Below are 20,903 nucleotides of genomic sequence, written 5' to 3' on the forward strand. Positions count from 1 at the left end.
CTTCGAGGCAGATAAAAAAAACCGGCAATTGCCGGTTTTTTTTACGCCTGCCATCAAGGCTTGCTGGCCTCCTGCGGGCGCAGCTTGACGAACAGCACCGCCACCGCCGCGCACAGCAACAGGGCGCCGGCCAGCCGGATGACGTTCTCCGGATGGCCGCCCAGCCAGCTGCGGTAATACAGGGGCAGGGTGAATATCTGGATGATCATCGGGATGACGATGAACATGTTGAAGATGCCCATGTACACGCCCGTGCGCTCGGGCGGAATGCAGCCGGCCAGCATGATGTAGGGATTGCCCATGATGCTGGCCCAGGCCAGGCCCACGCCCAACATGGGCAGCAACAGCAGCGCCGGGCTGTGGATCAGCGGAATGCCCAGCATGCCCGCGCCGGCCGCGCACAGGCACAGGCTGTGCATGCGCTTGGGGCCGAAACGGCGCGTGAACGGCACCAGCGCAAAGGCAGCGACAAAGGCGATGAAATTGTAGAAGGCGCCCACCTGCCCGTTCAGCAGGCCCGCGTCGCGAAAGCCTTGTGACGCGGGGTCGGTCGTGTGAAACAGGGTGGCCGCCAGCGACAGCGCAATGTACTGCCAGTAGCAGAACATTGCGTACCACTGGAACAGGTTGACGAGGGCCAGCTGCTTCATCGTCGGCGGCATGTCGCGCAGGGCCGCGCCGATATCGGCCAGCGTGTGGCGCCAGCCCGGCGGGCGGCTGCGGATCGCGGCCAGCTCGCTGGCCGTGAGCGGGTTTTCCGGCGTCGTCTTCAGGGTCCACAGCACCGAGGCGAGGGAAAACACGGCGCCGATCAGGAAGGCGGCGATGACAATGTGCGGAATATGGCTGCCATTGACGGCATCCTTGTTCATGCCCAGCATGACCAGCAGCGATGGCGTCAGGTAGGCCAGCGTTTGCCCCAGCCCCGTAAACGCGCTTTGCGTGAGAAAACCCAGCGAGTGCTGCTTCTTGTCGAGCTTATCGCTGACAAAGGCGCGGTACGGCTCCATCGTCACATTGTTGGCCGCGTCGAGTATCCACAGCAGGCTGGCAGCCATCCACAGGGTGGGACTGAACGGCATGGCCAGCAAGCCCAGGCTGCACAGGATGGCGCCGATCAGGAAGTACGGCGTGCGGCGGCCCCAGCGCGTCACCGTGCGGTCGCTCATGGCGCCGATCAGGGGCTGCACGAGCAGCCCCGTCATGGGGCCAGCCAGCCACAGGTACGGCAGGCTCGCTTCGTCGGCGCCCAGGTATTTGTAGATGGGGCTCATGCTGCTTTGCTGCAGCCCAAAGCTGAACTGGATACCGAAAAAACCGACATTCATGTTGACGATCTGCCAGAACGACAGATGCGGACGGTGCGTGGTGGCGTCGCTCATGCTGGCTCCCTTTCCAGCCACAGCATATGCCATGGCTGCAGGCCTACCGAACCGGCCAGCACGCTGCCATCGAAGCAGTTGCGCCATTCGCCTGCAGGCAAAGTATAGCGCTGGCTGGCGCCGCTGAAATTGCTCAGGTTGAGAAACGCGGCGCCGCGCAACAGCGCCAGCACGGCCGGCGTGTCGGCGGGCAGCAGGCTGCGCGGCGCATCGGCGGCCAAGGCCGGCAAGCGCCTGCGCACATCGATCAGCTGGCGCAGCGCCAGGTACAGCCGGCCGCTGGCACTCACGCCATCGTGGCGCCATGCCAGCAGGCTGTCGTCGAATGCGGGGCGCTGCAGCCAGCGGCTGTCCATCGCCCGGTCGGCGCGCTGCGTGTAGCTGTGATCGTTGGTCATGCCCAATTCATCGCCCATGTACAGCACCGGCAAGGCGCCAAAGCTCAAGGCCAGGCCATGCAGCAGCAGCAAGCGCCGCAAGGCGTATTCCTGCTCCTGCACCGTGGTGGCGCTTTCCAGGCCGGCCAGCGAGGCGGCCATGCCGTTGCTGCCATGCGCCTTGTCGGCGCTGCTGCTCTGGAAGGCCGCGCCGCGCGCATAGCTGCCGGGAGCCCCCGCAAAGAACTGCGCGATGCGCGCCAGGCGCGCCGGCCCGTCCGCGCCCGCTTCATTGAGCAGCACGTTCCAGCCGATGTCGTCGTGGCAGCGCACATAACTGAGCCAGCAGGCGGCCGGCGGCAGCGGTGGCGTAGCGGCGATCACCTGCTGCAGCAAGTCCGTGCTTTCCTCCGCCAGCGCGCCCCAGCCGGCGGCCATCAGACTGCTGTGATAGGCGATATGGCATTCGGGCGCGGCATCGCTGCCAAAGTAGGCGGGCAGCTTGGGCGTGGGCACGATGGCTTCGGCCTTGAGCAGCACGCCCGGCGCGACGATGGCGGCAATCGCCCGCAACGCTTGCAGCAGGCTGTGGGCTTCGGGCTGGTTCATGCAGTCCGTGCCTTCGCGTTTCCACAGGAAGGCCGTCGAATCGAGGCGGAACACCTCGATTCCCTTGTTGGCCAGGCCCAGCATGGCGCCGGCCATGGCCGCGAAGACGGCCGGATTAGCATAGTTCAAATCCCACTGATACGGGTAAAACGTCGTCCAGACCCAGCGCCGGAGTTCTGGCACGAAGGTGAAATTGCCCGGCGCCGCCTGCGGGAAGACCTGGCCCACGGTGCGCTCATAGCGGTCCGGCTGCACGCGGTCGGGATAGGTGTGGAAAAAATCGCGCAGCAGCGGATCGCCCGCCTTGGCGCCCAACGCCCACGCATGGTCGTCGGCCACGTGATTGAGGATCAGGTCCGAGCACAGGCTGATGCCGGCCGCGCGCAGCTGCGCCGTCAACGCCAGCAAGTCGGCATTGCTGCCCAGTGCGGGGTCGACTTCCTCGAAGCTGGCCACGGCAAAGCCGCCATCGCTTTCACCGGCGCGCGGGCGCAAAAACGGCAGCAAATGCAGATACGTCACGCCCAGTTCGCGCAGGTGGGCAATGCGCTCGGCCACGCCCTGCAGGCTGCCGCCGAAGCGCTGCACATAGGCGCTGTAGCCCAGCATGGACTGGCTGGCAAACCAGTCCGGCTGCGCTTCGCGCTGCGCATCTTGCCGCAGCAGCGCTGGCGCGCGCGCCGCGTACAGCCGCCCCACGCTTTCCATCAGGTCGCCCAGCCAGGGCAGGAAGTCCGGCCGCTGGCCATACAGGCTGCCCAGGCGGTCCAGCAAGACCGCCTCCTGGCGCGCGTAGCGGCGCGCCGCATCGTCGCGCAAGTGCGTGGGGAGCGGCGCCAGCAGGCGCGCCAGAGGGCTGCGTATCGACATCATGAATCCTATCCTTGCTTAAAATGCGTATTTCAGGCTGACCTTGACGGCGCGCCCCGTGATCGAGCGGGCCGCATGGCCATCGCCCTCGACTTCCGTGTAGCCGATCTTGTTGAGCAGATTGTTTGCCGTCAGCGCCACCTGCATTTGCGGCGTCAGCTGGTAATTGACGAAGGCATTGAGCACCTGGTACGCGGGCAAGGTGATCGTATGCGCATCGTCGCCCCACGACTTGCCCGTGCCGACCAAGCTGGCGCCGAAGGTGGCCGGTCCCCATTCATAGGTGGGCGCAAGCTGGTAGACGACACGCGCCTGGCGCCGCGGCGTATTGCCGATCAGCGCCACGTCGGCCGCCGCCGTGCCCGTGATCTCGGCATCCGTGAACGTCAGGCCGCCATTGATGCGGAAGTCGCCGGCGCTGTAGGCCGCTTCCAGTTCCACGCCCTTGGCTTCATAGCTGTTGGCCGTGCGCAGCTGTGTGGTCGCTTCGTAATTGCTTTCCTTCGTCTTGGCCTGGAACACGGTGACGAATGTGCTCAGGGGGCCCTGGCGCCATTTCACGCCGCCTTCGAGCTGGCGCACGGTGTTGATGGCCACCGGCACGCTGCCATCCAACGGCGTGCCGAACAGGATGCGGTCGGCATTGAAGGCCACGCCTTCGCTGACGCGGGCAAACACGGCCAGGTTGGCTTGCAGCTTGTAGTTCGCACCCAGCGAGTACGAAGTGTGGCCCAGAGTGTAATCGACCCGCTGCACCGTCGACGGCAGATAGGCTTGCGCGCCGGTGGCCTGATTGGCCGTGCCGCTGGCATGCTGGCGGTCGCGCCGCAGGCCGCCATCGAGGTTCAGTGCGCCGCTTTCCCAGGCCAGGTTCAGGTACGGCGAGGTCGTGCGGTATTCCATGTCGACGGCGCGCGAACAGCAGGCGCCGAAGGCGGGGCCGATGTAGCCCGGCGTGCTGCTGGCCGTCTGCAGCAGCGCCGGCTGATCGCCCGTGGCCTGCATCAGGTATTCATTGAAGTTCCAGGTCAGGCCCAGCTTTTGCTGCGACAGATACAGGCCGGCCGTGGTGGTCAGCTTGCCGCTGGCTAGCATGAAGGTCTTGGCCAGCTTGGTGTCGCTCAAGGTATTGCTGGCGTCGTCGATCGAGGTATTGAACACCACGGCGGAAAACGCGCGGCCGGTGTAAGGCTTGCCCTGATTCGGGCCGCTCGCAAATACATAGCTGCCGTCGCTGCCGTTATTCGACGGGAACACGCCCGTGAAGCGGCCGGAATTGTCGGCGTAGCGGAAGTTTTCGCTCACGTTCCAGCCCTGTCCCAGCTTGAACGACGCTTCCAGGCCCACGGTATCGCTTTTGACGTGCAAGCCGTCGTTGACGCGGGTGGCCACGCGCTGGTTATCCTTGTTCAGCACCATGTCGGGCACCCAGTACGGCGAATAGAAGCTGGCCTTGCGCGGGTCGATGCCGGCGATTTCCGTAATGCGGCCATTGCGCACGCTGACCGGCACCGGCAGGGCCGTGGGCGACTGGTCGTCGAGGTGCTTGAACGACAGGCGCACGAAGCCGCTGTCGAATTCATGCGTGACATTGCCACGAATCTGGCCGCCCTTTTCGCTGTTGACGCCACTGTGGCGGATGCCTTCGCCCGTGCGCCAGGAGCCGCCGATGAAGAAGCGCGTGTGCTCCGAAATCGGCGCGCCATAGTCGAAGTCCACGCGCGTCTGGTCGTAGCCCAGGCCGCGGCTGATGGCCACGCTGCCGCCCTTCTCCTTGCCGTTCTTGCTGATGAAATTGATGATGCCGCCCGGCGAGTTGGTGGCCAGGGTGGACGCCGAACCGCCGCGCACCACTTCCAGGTGGTCCAGCGTGGAATCGATCTTGACGAAGCTGTCGGGCGTGGTGAAGTTGAAATCGCCGAACTGCAGCACCGGCAAGCCGTCTTCCTGGATCTGCACATAGCGTGCGCCGCCAGCGGAAATGGGCAGGCCGCGCACGGTGATGTTGGCATTTCCTTCGCCGCCCGAGGACTCAGCCCGCAAGCCCGGCACCGAGCGCAGGACTTCGGCGGCGCTGGTCGGCGCGTTGTGCAGGATGGTGTCAAGTTCCATGCTGCTGACAGAATTGCTCGATTTCATTTTCGACGTGCCGCCGGTGGTACCCGTGACCACGATGCGCTCCAGGTTCAAGCCATCGGCGGGGGCGGCGCTGGCGGTGTCGCTGGCCGATTGCGCCTGGGCGGCGCCCAGTTGCAGCATGGCCAGGGCGACGGCTGCGGCCATGCAGCCGCGTTGAGCAGTACGTGTTTTCATCTTGTCTCCAGTGTTGTATGCCGATACATCGAGGTATCCGCTTGTTATGAGTCCTGGCCGCTGCATGCCGTGGCGCGCTGGCTGAGCCGGTACGTCATTATTCAACGGATAAGAATTTATTGCAATCGATTGCAATCGAGCACTGCAACATGGAATTTATGTTGTTTTTAAGAGATTAATATGGAAACTACAGAGGGGAAATGCGCTTACATACTGAGCACACAGGGCTTTTCATGCGGCACTGCAGCATGAAAATATAGGGAATAATTTTAAATTATTGCAATCGGTTGTAATTGCTGGAGCATGCGTGCCTCAGCGGCCCGATGCGCGTACGATCAGCTCGGTTGGCAATTGCTGGGATGGCGCTGGCGCGCCGTCGACCAGCGCCAGCAACGAGGTCACCAGCGCGCGCCCGGCGGCGCGGATAGGCTGGCGCACGGTGGTCAGCGGCGGGTGGAAATACGCGGCCAGTTCGATATCGTCGTAGCCGACCACGGCCACCTGTTCCGGCACGGCCACGCCGCGCGCGCGCAGGGCGCTGATGGCGCTCATGGCCAGCAAGTCGCTGCAAGCAAAGATGGCATCGAACGGCAGGTGGCGGTCCAGCAATTCCTGCACGTCCGTCGCGCCGCCCTGTGGCAGGAAAGAACCGGCCACGTACAGTTGCGGGTCGGGCGCCAGTCCCTGCGCGGCCAGCGCCTGCGCATAGCCCTGGTGGCGCTGCGCCACTTCGGGCAGCTTGGCGTCGCCAAAGAAGGCGATGCGCGTGCGCCCCGCCGCCAGCAAGTGTTCCGTGGCCAGCCTGCCGCCGGCGACGTTGTCGCCGCCGACGGTGCAATACAGCTGCTGCGGCAATTGCGCGCCCCACACGACGATGGGCACCTGGCGCGCGGCCAGCTGGTTCAGTTGTTCATGGTGGCGCCACTGGCCGATCAGGATGATGCCGATCACGCGGCCGCTATCGAAGGACTGGGCGGCCGCATCGAGCGTTTCGGCATCCACGCGCGAAATGAGCATGTCGAAGCCCTGCTCCGTCAGCGCATCGGCCAGGCTGCCCAGCATGCTCAGGAAAAAAGGATCGGACAGGTGCTGGCGCGTGGCCGCGTCATACGGCACCACCACGCCGACCGTGCGGTTCTGTTTCAGGCGCAGGTTTTGCGCGCCGATATTGATCGAGTACTTGAGCGAACGGGCCAGCGCGATGACGCGCGCGCGCGTCTCTTCATTGACCAGCGAACTGCCGCTCAGCGCGCGCGACACGGTGGACGTGGACACGCCGGCCAGGCGCGCGATATCGGCCATTTGCAGGCGTTGCTGCGCCTTTGAATCTTTGCCGGTCATCGTACGCTCACTGCGGCACGGTATCCTTGAACGATGGCCGCTCGGACAGTTTGTCGAACAGGCGCGCCAGCGCGGGATGATCCGCGCGCCAGTCGATTTCCGGGAAGCGGAAGCTGAGCCAGCCCAGGGTGCAGCCCACGGCCACGTCGGCCAGCGTGTAGTTCTTGCCGGCGCAATATGCGCTCTCGCCCAAGCGCGCCTCCAGCGCCGCCAGGCCCAGCGTGATCTTGTCGAGCTGGCGCGCGATCCAGGCCGCGCTTTGCTGCTCGGGCGGGCGCTGCGTGCGCTCCAGGCGCACCAGCACGCCTGCGTCGAGAATGCCGTCGGCCAGCGCTTCCCAGTTCTTGATATCGGCCCGCTCGCGGCCATTGCCGCCAGCGGGCAGCAGCTTGCACACGGGCGTGAGCGTGTCGAGGTATTCGACGATGACTTTCGAATCGATCAGCGTGCTGCCATCCTCCATCACCAGGCAGGGCACCTTGCCCAGCGGATTGGCCTGGGCGATGCGGGTTTCCGGCACCCACACGTTTTCCAGCTCAAAGACATAGTCGAGCTTTTTTTCCGCCAGCACGATACGGGCTTTGCGGACATACGGGCTGGCGAGGGAACCGATCAGTTTCATAGGTACTTTAAGGTAAAGGAGCAGCAAGCAGTATAGCATCGGCGGCAGCGGCGTTTGGCAGTACGCGCCCAGCGGTCTCCGGGGTGTGGCAGGCACGCCGCATCGGGGCCGGATTCGGTCAAAATGCGGCGTGCCGGCGCCCAACGGACGGCTGGCCAGCGGCCAGCGGTGGTAAAATCGCCCTTTACTGTGGCGCCGTCAGTGTTGCTGTATTGCAATAGCCCTGCCCTCCCCGCGCGCCACACGCCAACCGTTTCTTTAACTTGCGTCCGCTCTCATGACTTCTACTACTCCGTATTCCACGCTGTCGGCCCTGTCTCCGCTCGATGGCCGCTACGCCAGCAAGACCGATCTGCTGCGCCCGATCCTGTCCGAAGCCGGTTTCATGCACCACCGCGTGAAAGTGGAAATCTCCTGGCTGCAAGCGCTGTCGCAAGCCGGTTTCGCTGAAATCAAGCCGTTCTCGGCAGAAGCGAGCGCCCTGCTCGACAAGATGGCGGCGGATTTCTCGGAAGCCGACGCGGCCCGCATCAAGGCCATCGAAGCGGTCACCAACCATGACGTCAAGGCTGTCGAATACTGGCTGAAGGAACAAGTGGCGGACGTGCCGGAACTGGTGGCGGCGTCGGAATTCATCCATTTCGCCTGTACCTCGGAAGACATCAACAACACCTCGCACGGCATGATGCTGAAAGCCGCGCGCGATGGCGTGATGCTGCCGGCCTTGAACGGCCTGGTAGCCAAGCTGACGCAGATCGCGCACGACAATGCCGACGTGCCGATGCTGTCGCGCACGCACGGCCAGACGGCCAGCCCGACCACCCTGGGCAAGGAAATGGCCAACGTCGTGGCCCGCTTGCAGCGCGCCGTCAAGCGCATCGAACAAGTGGAAATCCTCGGCAAGATGAATGGCGCCGTCGGCAACTACAACGCCCACCTGTCCGCCTACCCCGGCTTCGACTGGCCGGCATTCTCGCAGGCCGTGATCGAACAGCGCCTGGGCCTGGTATTCAACCCGTACACCATCCAGATCGAGCCGCATGACTACATGGCCGAACTGTTCGATGCCTTCGCGCGCGCCAACACGATCCTGCTGGACTTGAACCGCGACATCTGGACGTATGTCTCGCTGGGCTACTTCAAGCAGAAACTGAAAGCGGGCGAAATCGGCTCGTCGACCATGCCGCACAAGGTCAACCCGATCGACTTTGAAAACTCGGAAGGCAACCTGGGCCTGGCCAACGCCATCCTGAAACACCTGTCGGAAAAACTGCCCGTCTCGCGCATGCAGCGCGACCTGACCGATTCGACCGTGCTGCGCAACATCGGCGTGGGCCTGGGCTACACCCTGCTGGCCTATGACAGCTGCCTGCGCGGCTTGAACAAGCTGGAAGTAAACCACGCGCGCCTGGCGCAAGACCTGGACGCCACCTGGGAAGTGCTGGCCGAGCCCGTACAAACCGTGATGCGCCGCTATGGCATCGAGAATCCGTACGAGCAACTGAAAGAATTGACGCGCGGCAAGGGTATCTCGAAAGAGGCGCTGCAAACCTTCGTCAATGGCCTGGCCATTCCGCAAGACGCGAAAGAAGTACTGCTGAGCATGACGCCGGGTAACTACATCGGTATCGCGGCGCAACTGGCCAAGGCAATCTAAGCCACAATCTGTACCTGGATCAAGCAGATCCACTCCCGCGGGGCGGCCGGCACCCAAATGCTGCCCGCCCCGCGGTTTTTCCGGCAATCTTTCTTGTAGAATCTGCAGCACACAGCGCAATTTGCTTTTCTTTGGTATATTAGGCCGAATTAGTCCTAATACGTACTATTTTCAAGAAAGCCGCCGATGCAACGCTACACCACCACCGCCATCATCCTGCACTGGCTGACCGCCCTGCTGATCATCAGCGCCTTTGTCATGGGCCTGGTCATGACGGACATTCCCGGCCTGACGCCCACCAAGCTCAAATATTTCTCCTGGCACAAGTGGCTCGGTGTGACCGTGCTGGCCATCGCCGCCATCCGCCTGCTGTGGCGCAAGGCCAACGTGCCGCCGCCGCACCCGGCCAGCATGGTGGTCTGGCAAAAGAAGGCCGCCGACGCCATGCACGTGCTGCTGTACATCCTGATCTTCGCCGTGCCCGTCTCCGGCTACCTGTACACCCTGGCCGCCGGCGTGCCGGTGGTCTATCTGGGCCTGTTCCAGCTGCCGGTCATCATGGCGCCGAACCCGGAACTTAAGCCACTTTTAAAAGAGATTCATTATGTTCTGAACATGACGATGGCCGCCGCCGTGGCCGCCCATGTGCTGGCGGCGCTGAAGCACCAGTTTATCGACCGCGACGGCGTCCTCAAGCGCATGTTGCCGTAACACCGACTTCCCTTGCTCACTGAAACTCCAGGAAAAATAAGATGAAAACCACCCAACGCATCGTCCTCGCTTCCCTGCTGGGCCTGTCCGTGGCCGCCACCGCCGCCACCCTGCTGAAAGTCGATCCCGCCAAGACCAGCGTGTCGGCCGTGTTCAAGCAAATGAACGTGCCCGTGGAAGCGAAGTTCAAGAAATTCAATATCGCCATCGATTACAACCCGGCTACGCCGGACGCCTCGAAAGCGTCGGTGGAAATCGACACGGCCAGCATCGATATCGGCGACCCCGAGTACAACAAGGAAGTGGCCAAGAAAGAATGGTTCAACGCGGCACAGTTCCCGAAAGCCACCTTTGTCTCGAGCAGCATCAAGGCCGCAGGCGCGGGCAAGCTGACGGTAAGCGGCAAGCTGAGCATCAAAGGCAAGACCACCGACGTGACCTTCCCCCTGACGGTGAAAGCCGACGGCGGAAAATATGCCTTCGACGGCGCCCTGCCGATCAAACGCCTGACCTACAACATCGGCGAAGGCGAGTGGAAAGACACGAGCATGGTTGCGGACGAGGTCACGATTAAATTCCACGTTGCCGCCCAGTAACACCTGAGAAAACGTCCATGGCGGCGTTGCTCTTGCCTGGCCGTACGTTCGTACTGCCTGCGGCAAGGCGCCTTGCCCTGAACGTTTTTCAGGCGTTACATATCAGGTCAACGTCCAAAATCTGTTGTTTAACTTAGTTAGGAACTCAATGAAATTGAAGCACTTGATGATCGCCGTGCTGGCAGCCGCCGGCGCGGGTTCGGCCATGGCCGCTACCGACACCTACAACCTCGACCCGACGCACACCTTCCCCAGCTTTGAAGCCGATCACATGGGCATGTCCGTCTGGCGCGGCAAGTTCAACAAGACCAAGGGAACCGTGACCCTGGACCGTGCCGCCAAGACGGGCAGCCTGGACCTGGTCATCGATGCCGATTCGATCGATTTCGGCCTCGACGCCATGAACACGCACGCGAAAAAAGCGGACATGTTCAATGTGGAAAAATTCCCGGCAATCACCTACAAGAGCAAGTCGTTCAAGTTCAACGGCGATCAGCTGGTGGAAGTCGATGGCGAACTGACCCTGCTGGGCGTGACCAAGCCCGTCAAATTGAATGTGAGCAAATTCAAGTGCATCATGCACCCGCGCTACAAGCGCGAAGTGTGCGGCGCCGATGCCAGCGCGGAATTCAAGCGCAGCGATTTTGGCCTGAACTACGGCATGCCGGCGTTCTCGCCGGAAGTCAAGCTGGCCATCCAGGTCGAAGCGATCAAGGCCGATTAAACACGACCTTGCCGCATGACAAGCCCGCCTCGCTGCCCGCAGCCAGGCGGGCTTTTGCATGCACGACGCGAATCCGCTGGACTTTTCTATCGTGCTGCATCACTATCCGTTGGCATGATGTTGTTCTGACATGACACCCAACTCACCCATTGCGCGGAGGACTACATGAATTTCATTATCTGGATCGTTATTGGCGGCGTCATCGGCTGGCTGGCCAGCATGGTCATGAAAACGGATGCGCAACAGGGCATCTTCCTCAATATCGTCGTCGGCATCGTGGGCGCCTTCCTGGGCGGCTGGCTGCTGGCGCCCCTGTTCGGCACGGGCACCATCAATAGCGACAATTTCAGCGTGTCTTCGCTACTGGTCTCGTTCCTGGGCGCCGTGATCCTGCTGGGTATCGTGAATCTTTTGCGCCGCGGCAAAATACGCTAGCGCGGCAACACGCCGTGTCTCACGAAGTGGCCGGGCCGCGCAAGCGCCCGGCCATTTTTCATTGCTGCCATACCAATTGTATGGACAATACCACAGCCGCCACACGGAAAAATGCGCGCTGGCGGCCGGTTCCTGCCTCTATGCCACTCAAAACAATGCATTTAGACAATTCAATGCACACATGCCGTCCGGAAAATGTGATTGACTAGTGCGAGTTCGATACGGATACTCTAGGTCGCCCGCTGAGAAAAAACACTGGGTACACGTTGGTTCCGACTTCCCACCATGTAAAAAGACTAGAACTCGAATGAAAAAATCTTTAATCGCGCTCGCCATCCTGAGCAACTTCGCACACGCCGACGAAGGCATGTGGATGCCCCAACAGCTGCCACAAGTAGCCAAGGAACTGAAAGCGGCCGGACTGAAACTCGATCCGACCACCCTGACCAAACTGACCGAGTTCCCGATGGGCGCCATCGTCAGCCTGGGCGGTTGCTCGGCCTCGTTCGTCTCGCCGCAAGGCCTGGTTGCCACCAACCACCATTGCGTCTACAACAGCGTGGCGGTCAATTCGACCAAGGAGCGCGATTTGCTGGCCAACGGCTTCCTGGCCAAGACTTTTGCTGAAGAATTGCCGGCCGCCCCAGGCAGCCGTATCTTCGTCACCTCGGCCGTGACCAATGTCAGCGACAAAATCATCACCGCCGACGTAGCCAAGCTGCAAGGCAAGGCACGCATCGACGCGATCGAGAAAAACCAGAAAAAACTGGTCGCCGAGTGCGAAAAAGAAGCCGGTTTCCGCTGCACCGTGTCGAGCTACTACGGCGGCCTGGAGTTCTACCTGATCAAACAACTGGAAATCCGCGACGTGCGCCTGGTACACGCGCCTCCAGCGGGCGTGGGCAAGTTCGGTGGCGACACCGACAACTGGATGTGGCCACGCCACACGGGCGACTACGGTTTCTACCGTGCCTATGTCAGCAAGGACGGCAAAGCTGCCGACTTCAGCAAGGACAACGTGCCTTACCAGCCAAAACACGTACTGAAACTGGCCAAGGATGGCTTGAAAGAAGGCGATTTCGTGATGGCGCTGGGCTACCCTGGCCGCACCAACCGTCACCGCCTGCCATCGGAAGTGGCGTTCACGTTTGACTGGAACTACCCGGCCTTCGTGAAAGCGTCAGGCGAAACCCTGGCCATCATCGCGCGCGAAACCAAGGACAACAAGGATGTTGCCCTGAAATACGCGGGTCAAGTCGCTGGCGTCAACAATTACTACAAGAACCGCCAAGGCATGCTCGATTCCTACGCCGGCAGCGATTTCCTGGCGCGCAAGACGACGGAACACGATGCCCTGAAAACCTGGGTCAACGCCAATCCTGCACGCAAGGCGGAATTTGCCGGCGATATCGAGCAAGTGGAAAAGCTGATCGCCGAACGCGATGCCGACACCAAGCGCGATTTCTTCCTCGGTTACGCACAGCCACGCCTGCTGAACACGGCACGCAGCCTGTACCGCCTGTCCAACGAAGGCACCAAGGCCGATACGGAACGCAAGTCCGGCTACCAGACGCGCGATTTGCCACGCCTGACCTCGGGCATCACGTCGGTCGAGCGCACCTACGATGAAAAAGTCGACAAGGCGCTGGTACTGAACAGCCTGACCAAATACGCCGCGCAACCGGCAGCACAACGCCGCGCCAGCTTCGATGCCGCCATCGGCATCAAGGATGGCATGTCGCAAGCCGACCTGTCCGCCGCCCTGGACAAACTGTATGCGGGCAGCAAGCTGGCCGACAAGGAAGAACGCGCAGCATGGCTGAAACGCACGCCTGCCGAATTCCAGGCCAGCAAGGACAGCTTCATCCAGGCAGCCGTCGCCATGTATCCGGATTCGCTGAAAAACGAAGCGGAAGACGAAGAACTGGCAGGCAAGATCCAGCAAGCCTACGCCAACTACATGAAGGCCAAGATCGCCTTCATGAAGAGCAAGGGCCAAGCCGTGTATCCTGACGCCAACAGCACCCTGCGCGTGACGTTCGGCAGAGTGGCCGGCCGTGACCACGGTGCCGACGGCACCACCTGGACCGCGTTCACCACCGTCAATGGCGTCGTTGCGAAAGCCACGGGCCAGGGCGAGTTCAATGCACCAGCGAATCAACTGGCCGCGATCAAAGCCAAGGACTTCGGCAAATTTGTCGATCCCAAGCTGAAAACCGTACCGGTCGACTACCTGGCCACCCTGGACATCACCGGCGGCAACTCCGGTTCGGCAGCCTTGAATGCCAAAGGTGAATTCATCGGCCTGGCCTTCGATGGCACCTTGGACTCGATCATTTCCGATTGGGACTACAACAAGGCCAACACCCGTTCGATCCAGGTCGACCTGCGCTACATGCTGTGGAACATGAAACACATCGACCACGCAGACAACCTGTTGAAAGAAATGGGCGCTGAATAACAAGAAACAATAACCCGGCAACGGGCGCTTGTCAGCTGAGCCACTCCTGCGGGAGTGGCTTTTTTTCGCCTAGCGCTTTACTTTGGTAAAACGGTAAGGCGCAGCTTGCTCCGCGCCAAACACTTGCGCTCGACTGCTTCCCAAGGGCAACAACACGCGCCGCCCCTCCTGCAGCAGCAAGGCAAGGTCGGCGCCGGGAAAGCGCTGCGCCAGCAGCCTATACGCTTGCCGCTCGATGGCGGCAGCAAGAATCACGATGCGGTAATCGGCCTCGCCAAAGTCCAGCAGCAGCGCGGGGGCCTCCGGCCCTGGCAGCGCCGTGATGCGCAGGCGCGTGCTTCCCTTGACGAGCTCGAAGGCTGACCACGGGGGTAAGGTACGCCGCGTGGAACCGATCTGCAGTTGCGGCGCCTGACCTATATCCGCCGAAGCCAGCAAGACATCGGGCCGCGCCTCCGACACGGCCCCATCGACAGCCAGCAGCCAGCCTCGGTAACGTATCAGCGCGCCTTGCGCGGTGGCCATGACGGAGCCGCCCTGCGCCACGGGTTCCTTACTCACTGGCAAGCGCAACGGCGCCGCTTGTGCCGCCAAGCAAGCCCACCACACAAGCGCCGCCATCGCTGCCATCACTGCGTTGCCCATGCTGCCTCCCCTTGCGCGTGAAACGTATTCATAACACAAGTCCGGCACTCGCCTGCTGCTGCACATCAAGGCCGAAGCGCCGGTGCTACAATTGGTCCCTAGCGGGCGTACTTACCCAGCGCGCCTTCCCCCTCCCAGACTCAGACCGCTATGCCACCAGACTTGCGCACGACCTACGAACTCGGTAACCACAACCAGACCACGACCTGGCTGGAATGCATCACCTTCTACAAGGATCTCGCCGCACGCTATCCGCACGTGCTGCACTTCGAACAGATCGGCCTGTCCGACTCGGGCGTGCCCATCCACGCTGGCGTCGTCAGCGCGGATGGCGTGTTTGACCGCGAGCAAATCAAGCGCGCAGGCCGCACCGTTTTCTTCAACAATAACGGCATCCACCCGGGCGAACCGGAAGGCATCGACGCCTGCATGGCCATCGTGCGCGACCTCTGCACGCAGCCCGAGCGCCTGGCGGCGCTGGGCAGCACCGTGCTGCTGTTCATTCCGATCTACAACGTCGATGGCAGCCTGAACCGCGCCAATACGTCACGCGTGAACCAGGATGGCCCGGAGCAATTCGGTTTCCGCGGCAACAGCCGCCACCTGGACCTGAACCGCGACTTCATCAAGTGCGACAGCCTGAACGCGCAAGTGTTCAACCGCTTGCTGGCCAGCTGGGACCCGGACGTGATGGTCGACACGCATACGTCGAACGGCGCCGACTACCCGTACACGATGACCCTGATCCACACGCAAACGGATAAGCTGGGCAACGGCCTCGGTCCCTTCCTGCAAGACACCATGCTGCCGCACATCTTTGCGGCCATGGAAAGCGCCGGCTGGCCCACCTGCCCGTACGTCAATCCCGTCAAGGATAGCCCGGACCACGGCATCGCAGAATTTCTCGAAGTACCGCGTTTCTCGACCGGCTTTGCAGCCTTGCATCACGTCATCGGTTTCATGCCGGAAACGCATATGCTCAAACCCTTTGCCGACCGCTACGCTTCCATGCGCGCCCTGCTCGACATCACCATGACGTTTACCGTGCAGCATGGCGAGCAGATCAAACAGCTGCGCGCACAAGCAAAAGCGGCCGGCCGCACGCAGGCAGAATGGCCGATCCACTGGGCCATGAACGAAGAACAGCCGTCGACCTTCCCTTTCAAGGGCTATGCGGCGCAATACACGCCAAGTATCCTGGGCGACTACCAGCGCCTGTCGTATGACCGCTCGCAGCCGTGGGAACGCGATATCAAGTATTACAACCGCTTCGATGCGGATGTCACCGTGGACGCGCCGAAAGCCTATGTGGTGCCACAAGCCTGGCGCGAAGTGATCGAGCGCCTGCGCTGGAACGGCGTCGAAATGAGCCGCATCACCGCCGAACAGACGCTAACGGCGCGCTACTATCACATCACCAACATCGGCACGCGCGCCATGGCCTACGAAGGCCACATGTTCCATGACAATGTAGAACTTGAAGCGCGCACGGGACAATTTACCTTGCAAGCGGGCGACTATGTGATCAGCCTGGACCAGGACAACGCGCGCTACGCCGTGGAAACGCTGGAACCGCAGGCGCACGACAGTTTCTTCCGCTGGGGCTTCTTCAACAGCGTGCTGGAGAAGAAAGAAGCGTTTTCCGATTATGTGTTCGAAGACATGGCATCCGAATTGCTGCGCGATGAACCGGCGCTGGCGGCCAAGTTTGCCGACTGGAAAGCAGCCAACCCGACCCTGCTGAGCAATCAGGAAGCCGTGCTCGATTTCATTTTTGAACATTGCCAGCGCTTTGCCGAGCCCGAATGGCGGCGTTATCCCGTCATTGCCCTGATGTAAATCCGGGCTGTAGCGAATGCAATATCCTGGCGCCGCATCGGAGACCCCGCTGCGGCGCCTCTTTCTGTGCCCTACCCACAAGGTAATCCCATGCACTACGCACTGAACCTGCGCACCTTCATTTACAGTCATTATTTTTACCTGGGCTTGCGCGTGGCCATCGGCCTGGTCAGCCTGACCTTGCTGACCCTGGAAATCAGCGACAGCACCACCGCCATGACGGTGTGCATCGGTGCCCTGTGCACGACCCTGATGGACATGCCCAGCCCGCTACGCCACAAGTTCAACGAAATGCTGGCCTCCGTGCTGCTGTGCAGCGCCGTCACCCTGCTGATCAGCCTGTGCGGCCCCGTGCACTGGCTGCTGCTGACGGTGCTCGTGCTGGTCAGTTTCCTCGCCAGCATGATGGTGGTGTACGGCAAGAAATCCATGCCCCTGCAACTGGCCGCGCTGTTCATCATGACCATGTCGATGGAGCATCAGATGACGTGGCAGCAATCATTTCACCATGCGGGCCTGTTCATGCTGGGGGGATTGATCTATCTGGCCTATGCCATGGCCATCGCCTGGGTCTTGCGCCACCGCATCAAACAGCAAGTGCTGGCCGAAGCCCTGTTCGAGCTGGCCGCCTATATCGACATCAAGGCCGATTTCTACGACACGCGTTTTAATTTGACGGAGCAGTTCAACAAGCTGGTGCGCCACCAAAGCATCCTGGCCGACCGTCAGCAAGCATCGCGCGATCTGATTTTGCGCAGCCACAAGAACAGCAAGGATGCCATCGTCGTGCAGGTGCATGTGTGCATGCTGGATTTATATGAACTGATCCTTTCCACGCACACCGATTACGCGCTGCTGCGCCAGCACCTGGCCGACTCCGACGTGCTCAAATCCTTGCACGACCTCGCTTACAAGGCGGCGCGCGACATCGAATCCGTCGCCTACGCCGTCACGCGCAAGCGCGCCTCGTATGTGCAGATCAACTACGACAAGGAATGGTCCGAGATCGAAGCAGAAATTGCCCGCTTGCACGCAAAAGGCGACGGTGCGCAAGAAGCGCTGGCGACCCTGCGCGCGCAACGCAACAAGATCCGTGCCATCTTGAAAATGATCGGTGAACTGCATTTGGCCACGCAAAAAGTCTATGCCGACGTGCCATTCTGGAGCGGCGCGGACATGGCGCCGTTCTTGTCGCAGCAGAAATACGAACTCAAAACCCTGCTGTCGAATTTGCGCCTGGACTCGCCCGTGTTCCGCTTCGCCCTGCGCGTATCGATGGCCATCTCGGTGGGCTTGGCTGTAGGCCACTGGCTGCCGTACGCAGCACACAGCTACTGGATCGTGCTCACCATCGTCATCATCCTGCGCCCCACGTTCAGCATGACGCGCCAGCGCCGCGCCGACCGCATCATCGGCACCATCATCGGCTGCGTCATCACGGCCATCGTGATTCGCTTCGTGCACAGCAATATCGTGCTGATGGCCATTTTATTTCTCTCCATCGTGGCCACGCCCACCTTCATCTATCTGCGCTACCGCTACACGGCCATCGCCGTGAGCCTGATGATCTTGCTGCAAATGCACCTGGTGGCGCCCAGCAACCCGAACCTGGTCAGTGAGCGCCTGATCGATACCCTGATCGGCGCGGCGGTGGCGACCATCTTCAGCTTTGTCCTGGCCAACTGGGAATACCAGAGCCTGCCACGGCTGGTGCGCCAGGTACTGAATGTGAACCTCAGCTATATGCAAGCCAGCTTCGAGTTGCTGCAGGGAAAATGCTTCGATGATTTCGCCTACCGCATCGAGCGCAAGCGATTGATGGACAGCCTGGCCGCGCTCAGCTCGGCACTGGTGCGCATGCTCGACGAACCGGCCAGCAAGCAGCGCGCCGTGGAAGACATCAACCTGTTCATCGTGCAAAATTACTTATTGGTGGCCCACGTGGCGGCGCTGCGCTCGATCCTGGGACGCCACACCAGCCAGCTGCCCGTCGCGCCCGTCAACGCCTTGCTCAGCCACAGCCATACGCAAGTGTGTTTGACCCTGTCGCGCGCGCTGGAGCAGCTCGACAACAAGGCCACCATCAGCGCCCCGCTGGCCACCCCTGCCGCACCGCCCGTCAGCGACGTGGCCTGGTCGGGCTGGCCGCTGGTCAAAAGACGCATCCGATTGTTGCAGGCAGATGCCGACAAGATCGTGATACATAGCGCGGCGATCGTGCATATCGTGGCGCCCAGATAATATTTTTCGGCCGCCCAGGCGCAAGTGGTGTCATCAGGAGGTCATCTGAGCTCTTTATGCTGCGATGGTTTTTCCACTTACAGCCAAGGTAATCATGCACGCATCTCCCCTGACCCGGCGCCTGCCACTGGCGCTGGCCATCAGCGCCGCCCTCGCCCTTGCCGCTTGCGGCGGTTCCGATCACCGGGAAGCGGCGCTCGTCATTCCAGCAGCGCCAGCCGACCAGGGCGCTCCCGATACGGCGCCACCATCGGCCACGGCCATCCCCTTTGTCGACAATATCGCCAGCAACCAGCGCGGCGACGCCCGTTATGCCACGGCCGCCACGAATGCTGGCGTGCGCGTGCTGATCGGCATGCTCGACATCTGGAAACCGTTGACGGAAATCGTCGATGCCGGCGTTTCGGCGCCGGCCGTGGACGGCTTCCCCGCCGTCGTGCCCTCCACCTGGACGGGCGTGCCCAACGATGGCACGCAAGGAGGCACCATCGTCAATGCCAGCGTGCACAACGCGAACATCGATTTCGTCATCAAAGCCACCACCAGCCGCACGCCGGCGCAGGAACTGGCCGCCTACCTGGACGACCGCCGCGGCAAGGGCTACAGCATCACCGATGGCATGGGTCCGCTGACAGACGCCTGGCGCAGCGCGGCGCGCCAGACCACCAGCATCACCGACATCGCGCCGGACGCGACAAGCAAGCTCTACAACGACAGCGGCACCAACACGGGCGTGACGGGCAGCAGCAATGCCGAATTCGGCAATGTGGTTGGCCTCGTCAATGCCATGGGCAACAATGGTTCCACAGAACCGGCCAAGCGCTTCTACAAATATGCGCGGCCATTTCGCTGGAGCAGCAATGTGGTGCTGATTCCCGCCCTGGTGCCGGCCAAGAGCGCCACGCCGGCCACCGATGGCGGCTTTACCAGCGGCCATTCGGCCGAAGCCGTACGCGGCGCGCTAGGCATGGCCTATGCCTTGCCCGAGCGCTACCAGGAAATGGTGGCGCGGGGCCTGGAACTGGGTGAAAACCGCATCATCGCCGGCATGCATTCGCCGCTCGACGTGATCAGCGGCCGCGTTCAGGCGCAAGCCATCGTCGCCGCCAACCTGCTCGACCCTGCCACGGCCGCCACCAAGGCTGCTGCCGTGACGCAGGCGCACACGACCCTGATGGCCAGGACGGGCACCACGGCCGACACCTTTTATGACTACGCCCATTCGGGCACCATCGCCAACGACCGTTTTTCGGACTACGCCAGCACCAAGGCCGCCTATATCCGTCGCCTGACCTTCGGCTTCGCGCAGACGGGCGCCGCCAATGCCCAGGCCGTCGTGCCGAAGGGTGCGGAAGTGCTGTTGGAAACGCGTTTGCCGTATCTGTCCGACGCGCAGCGCCGCGTGGTGCTGAAAACCACGGCCTTGCCATCGGGCTACCCGGTGATGGACGATGCTGAAGGCTGGGGCCGCCTGAACCTGTTTGCCGCTGCCGATGGCTATGCCGTGTTCACCGGCAATGTAGTGGTGGCCATGGACGCGGCCAAGGGTGGCTTTTATGCCGTCGACCGCTGGCGCAACGACATCAGTGGCACTGGCAAACTGAACAAGCAAGGCTCGGGCACCCTGAAACTGGGCGGTAACAATAGCTGGAGCGGTGGAACGCATGTGGAAGCGGGACGCCTTGAAGCCAACTCCGCCACCGCCTTCGGCAAGGGCGATGTGTATGTCAGCGGCGGAACCGTAGTCAGCAACGCCCAGTCGGGTCTGGCACTGGCCGGCCGGTACACGCAGCTGGCAACAGGCAAGCTGGAGCTGAAACTGGGTAACGGCCAGGGTGGCCGATTGAGCGTGGTGGGCCAGATGACGGTCGCGGGCGGCAGCCTGAACGTGACGTTCCAGAATGGCTACAAGCCGGCCGCAGGCGATACCTTGAACGTCATCAATGCTGCGAGCTTGAAAGGCAAGTTCGACACGATCAGCGTCGACGGCTTTAAAGTGACGCCAACCTACACGGCAACGGGTTTGCAATTGCGTCTCGATACTTGATCCGCATCAGCCAGCATGCAAAAAGCCGCCTTC

15 protein-coding genes are annotated in these 20,903 nt (G+C 61.9%); 9 read left to right on the plus strand and 6 right to left on the minus strand.

All coding sequences use genetic code 11. From position 1 onward, the window contains the following. Positions 1–53: 53 nt before the first annotated feature. The 5 genes from ACQ4W0_RS02450 to ACQ4W0_RS02470 form a co-directional block, all read right to left on the minus strand. On the minus strand, positions 54–1,382 hold the full coding sequence (locus ACQ4W0_RS02450; RefSeq protein ID WP_436575322.1) for an MFS transporter: 1,329 nt from the start codon (positions 1,380–1,382) through the stop codon (positions 54–56). Further along, the gene (locus ACQ4W0_RS02455) at positions 1,379–3,241 is read right to left on the minus strand and encodes an alpha-amylase family glycosyl hydrolase (RefSeq protein ID WP_436575323.1); all 1,863 of its coding nucleotides are present in this window, start codon (positions 3,239–3,241) and stop codon (positions 1,379–1,381) included. The genes ACQ4W0_RS02450 and ACQ4W0_RS02455 overlap by 4 nt, the downstream gene beginning before the upstream one ends. 15 nt (positions 3,242–3,256) lie before the next feature. Continuing rightward, positions 3,257–5,551, minus strand: coding sequence for a TonB-dependent receptor (locus tag ACQ4W0_RS02460; RefSeq protein WP_436575324.1), 2,295 nt, complete (start codon positions 5,549–5,551; stop codon positions 3,257–3,259). Positions 5,552–5,863: 312 nt separating this feature from the next. Continuing rightward, positions 5,864–6,892 carry a LacI family DNA-binding transcriptional regulator gene (locus ACQ4W0_RS02465; protein ID WP_436575325.1) on the minus strand — a complete coding sequence of 343 codons (1,029 nt, stop codon included), beginning with the start codon at positions 6,890–6,892 and terminating at the stop codon, positions 5,864–5,866. A 7-nt stretch (positions 6,893–6,899) separates the two neighbouring features. After that, positions 6,900–7,514, minus strand: coding sequence for a glutathione S-transferase N-terminal domain-containing protein (locus tag ACQ4W0_RS02470; RefSeq protein WP_101483050.1), 615 nt, complete (start codon positions 7,512–7,514; stop codon positions 6,900–6,902). A gap of 277 nt (positions 7,515–7,791) precedes the next feature. Between ACQ4W0_RS02470 and purB the strand changes: the two genes are divergently transcribed. The 6 genes from purB to ACQ4W0_RS02500 all read left to right on the plus strand — a co-directional run bounded on the left by purB (position 7,792) and on the right by ACQ4W0_RS02500 (position 14,098). Beyond that, positions 7,792–9,171, plus strand: a complete 1,380-nt coding sequence (gene purB, locus ACQ4W0_RS02475) for an adenylosuccinate lyase (RefSeq protein WP_436575326.1) — start codon at positions 7,792–7,794, stop codon at positions 9,169–9,171. A 186-nt stretch (positions 9,172–9,357) separates the two neighbouring features. Next, positions 9,358–9,882 (plus strand): cytochrome b, encoded by a 525-nt coding sequence (locus ACQ4W0_RS02480; RefSeq protein WP_436575327.1) that lies wholly within the window; start codon positions 9,358–9,360, stop codon positions 9,880–9,882. A gap of 41 nt (positions 9,883–9,923) precedes the next feature. Continuing rightward, entirely contained in the window at positions 9,924–10,478 is a 555-nt protein-coding gene (locus ACQ4W0_RS02485; RefSeq protein WP_436550699.1) for a YceI family protein, read from the plus strand. A gap of 148 nt (positions 10,479–10,626) precedes the next feature. Next, on the plus strand, positions 10,627–11,202 hold the full coding sequence (locus tag ACQ4W0_RS02490; RefSeq protein WP_100874750.1) for a YceI family protein: 576 nt from the start codon (positions 10,627–10,629) through the stop codon (positions 11,200–11,202). 165 nt (positions 11,203–11,367) lie between these two features. Beyond that, positions 11,368–11,637 (plus strand): GlsB/YeaQ/YmgE family stress response membrane protein, encoded by a 270-nt coding sequence (locus tag ACQ4W0_RS02495; protein WP_096238131.1) that lies wholly within the window; start codon positions 11,368–11,370, stop codon positions 11,635–11,637. Positions 11,638–11,944: 307 nt separating this feature from the next. After that, entirely contained in the window at positions 11,945–14,098 is a 2,154-nt protein-coding gene (locus tag ACQ4W0_RS02500) for a S46 family peptidase (RefSeq protein ID WP_436575328.1), read from the plus strand. A gap of 69 nt (positions 14,099–14,167) precedes the next feature. On the opposite strand, the gene ACQ4W0_RS02505 is transcribed toward ACQ4W0_RS02500, so the two are convergent. Then, positions 14,168–14,743, minus strand: coding sequence for a hypothetical protein (locus ACQ4W0_RS02505; protein WP_436575329.1), 576 nt, complete (start codon positions 14,741–14,743; stop codon positions 14,168–14,170). Positions 14,744–14,893: 150 nt separating this feature from the next. Between ACQ4W0_RS02505 and ACQ4W0_RS02510 the strand changes: the two genes are divergently transcribed. From ACQ4W0_RS02510 to ACQ4W0_RS02520, 3 genes are all read left to right on the plus strand, one after another. Beyond that, positions 14,894–16,582, plus strand: a complete 1,689-nt coding sequence (locus ACQ4W0_RS02510) for a M14 family zinc carboxypeptidase (protein WP_436575330.1) — start codon at positions 14,894–14,896, stop codon at positions 16,580–16,582. Between the two features lie 90 nt (positions 16,583–16,672). Beyond that, complete coding sequence (locus tag ACQ4W0_RS02515) at positions 16,673–18,823, plus strand: FUSC family protein (protein WP_436575331.1); 2,151 nt, start codon at positions 16,673–16,675, stop codon at positions 18,821–18,823. 94 nt (positions 18,824–18,917) lie between these two features. After that, positions 18,918–20,870 carry an acid phosphatase gene (locus ACQ4W0_RS02520; RefSeq protein WP_436575332.1) on the plus strand — a complete coding sequence of 651 codons (1,953 nt, stop codon included), beginning with the start codon at positions 18,918–18,920 and terminating at the stop codon, positions 20,868–20,870. Positions 20,871–20,903 lie beyond the last annotated feature (33 nt).

This window comes from Janthinobacterium breve, assembly GCF_051380895.1.
In the GTDB taxonomy this organism is placed as follows: domain Bacteria; phylum Pseudomonadota; class Gammaproteobacteria; order Burkholderiales; family Burkholderiaceae_D; genus Janthinobacterium.

What these genes read in the sequence shown, in the direction of transcription:
- ACQ4W0_RS02465 (WP_436575325.1), bottom strand. Translation starts at nt 6,892, where the DNA reads ATGACCGGCAAAGATTCAAAGGCGCAGCAACGCCTGCAAATGGCCGAT.
- ACQ4W0_RS02455 (WP_436575323.1), bottom strand. Translation starts at nt 3,241, where the DNA reads ATGATGTCGATACGCAGCCCTCTGGCGCGCCTGCTGGCGCCGCTCCCC.
- ACQ4W0_RS02520 (WP_436575332.1), top strand. Translation starts at nt 18,918, where the DNA reads ATGCACGCATCTCCCCTGACCCGGCGCCTGCCACTGGCGCTGGCCATC.
- ACQ4W0_RS02460 (WP_436575324.1), bottom strand. Translation starts at nt 5,551, where the DNA reads ATGAAAACACGTACTGCTCAACGCGGCTGCATGGCCGCAGCCGTCGCC.
- ACQ4W0_RS02490 (WP_100874750.1), top strand. Translation starts at nt 10,627, where the DNA reads ATGAAATTGAAGCACTTGATGATCGCCGTGCTGGCAGCCGCCGGCGCG.
- ACQ4W0_RS02470 (WP_101483050.1), bottom strand. Translation starts at nt 7,514, where the DNA reads ATGAAACTGATCGGTTCCCTCGCCAGCCCGTATGTCCGCAAAGCCCGT.
- ACQ4W0_RS02480 (WP_436575327.1), top strand. Translation starts at nt 9,358, where the DNA reads ATGCAACGCTACACCACCACCGCCATCATCCTGCACTGGCTGACCGCC.
- ACQ4W0_RS02505 (WP_436575329.1), bottom strand. Translation starts at nt 14,743, where the DNA reads ATGGGCAACGCAGTGATGGCAGCGATGGCGGCGCTTGTGTGGTGGGCT.
- ACQ4W0_RS02510 (WP_436575330.1), top strand. Translation starts at nt 14,894, where the DNA reads ATGCCACCAGACTTGCGCACGACCTACGAACTCGGTAACCACAACCAG.
- purB (WP_436575326.1), top strand. Translation starts at nt 7,792, where the DNA reads ATGACTTCTACTACTCCGTATTCCACGCTGTCGGCCCTGTCTCCGCTC.
- ACQ4W0_RS02500 (WP_436575328.1), top strand. Translation starts at nt 11,945, where the DNA reads ATGAAAAAATCTTTAATCGCGCTCGCCATCCTGAGCAACTTCGCACAC.
- ACQ4W0_RS02450 (WP_436575322.1), bottom strand. Translation starts at nt 1,382, where the DNA reads ATGAGCGACGCCACCACGCACCGTCCGCATCTGTCGTTCTGGCAGATC.
- ACQ4W0_RS02485 (WP_436550699.1), top strand. Translation starts at nt 9,924, where the DNA reads ATGAAAACCACCCAACGCATCGTCCTCGCTTCCCTGCTGGGCCTGTCC.
- ACQ4W0_RS02515 (WP_436575331.1), top strand. Translation starts at nt 16,673, where the DNA reads ATGCACTACGCACTGAACCTGCGCACCTTCATTTACAGTCATTATTTT.
- ACQ4W0_RS02495 (WP_096238131.1), top strand. Translation starts at nt 11,368, where the DNA reads ATGAATTTCATTATCTGGATCGTTATTGGCGGCGTCATCGGCTGGCTG.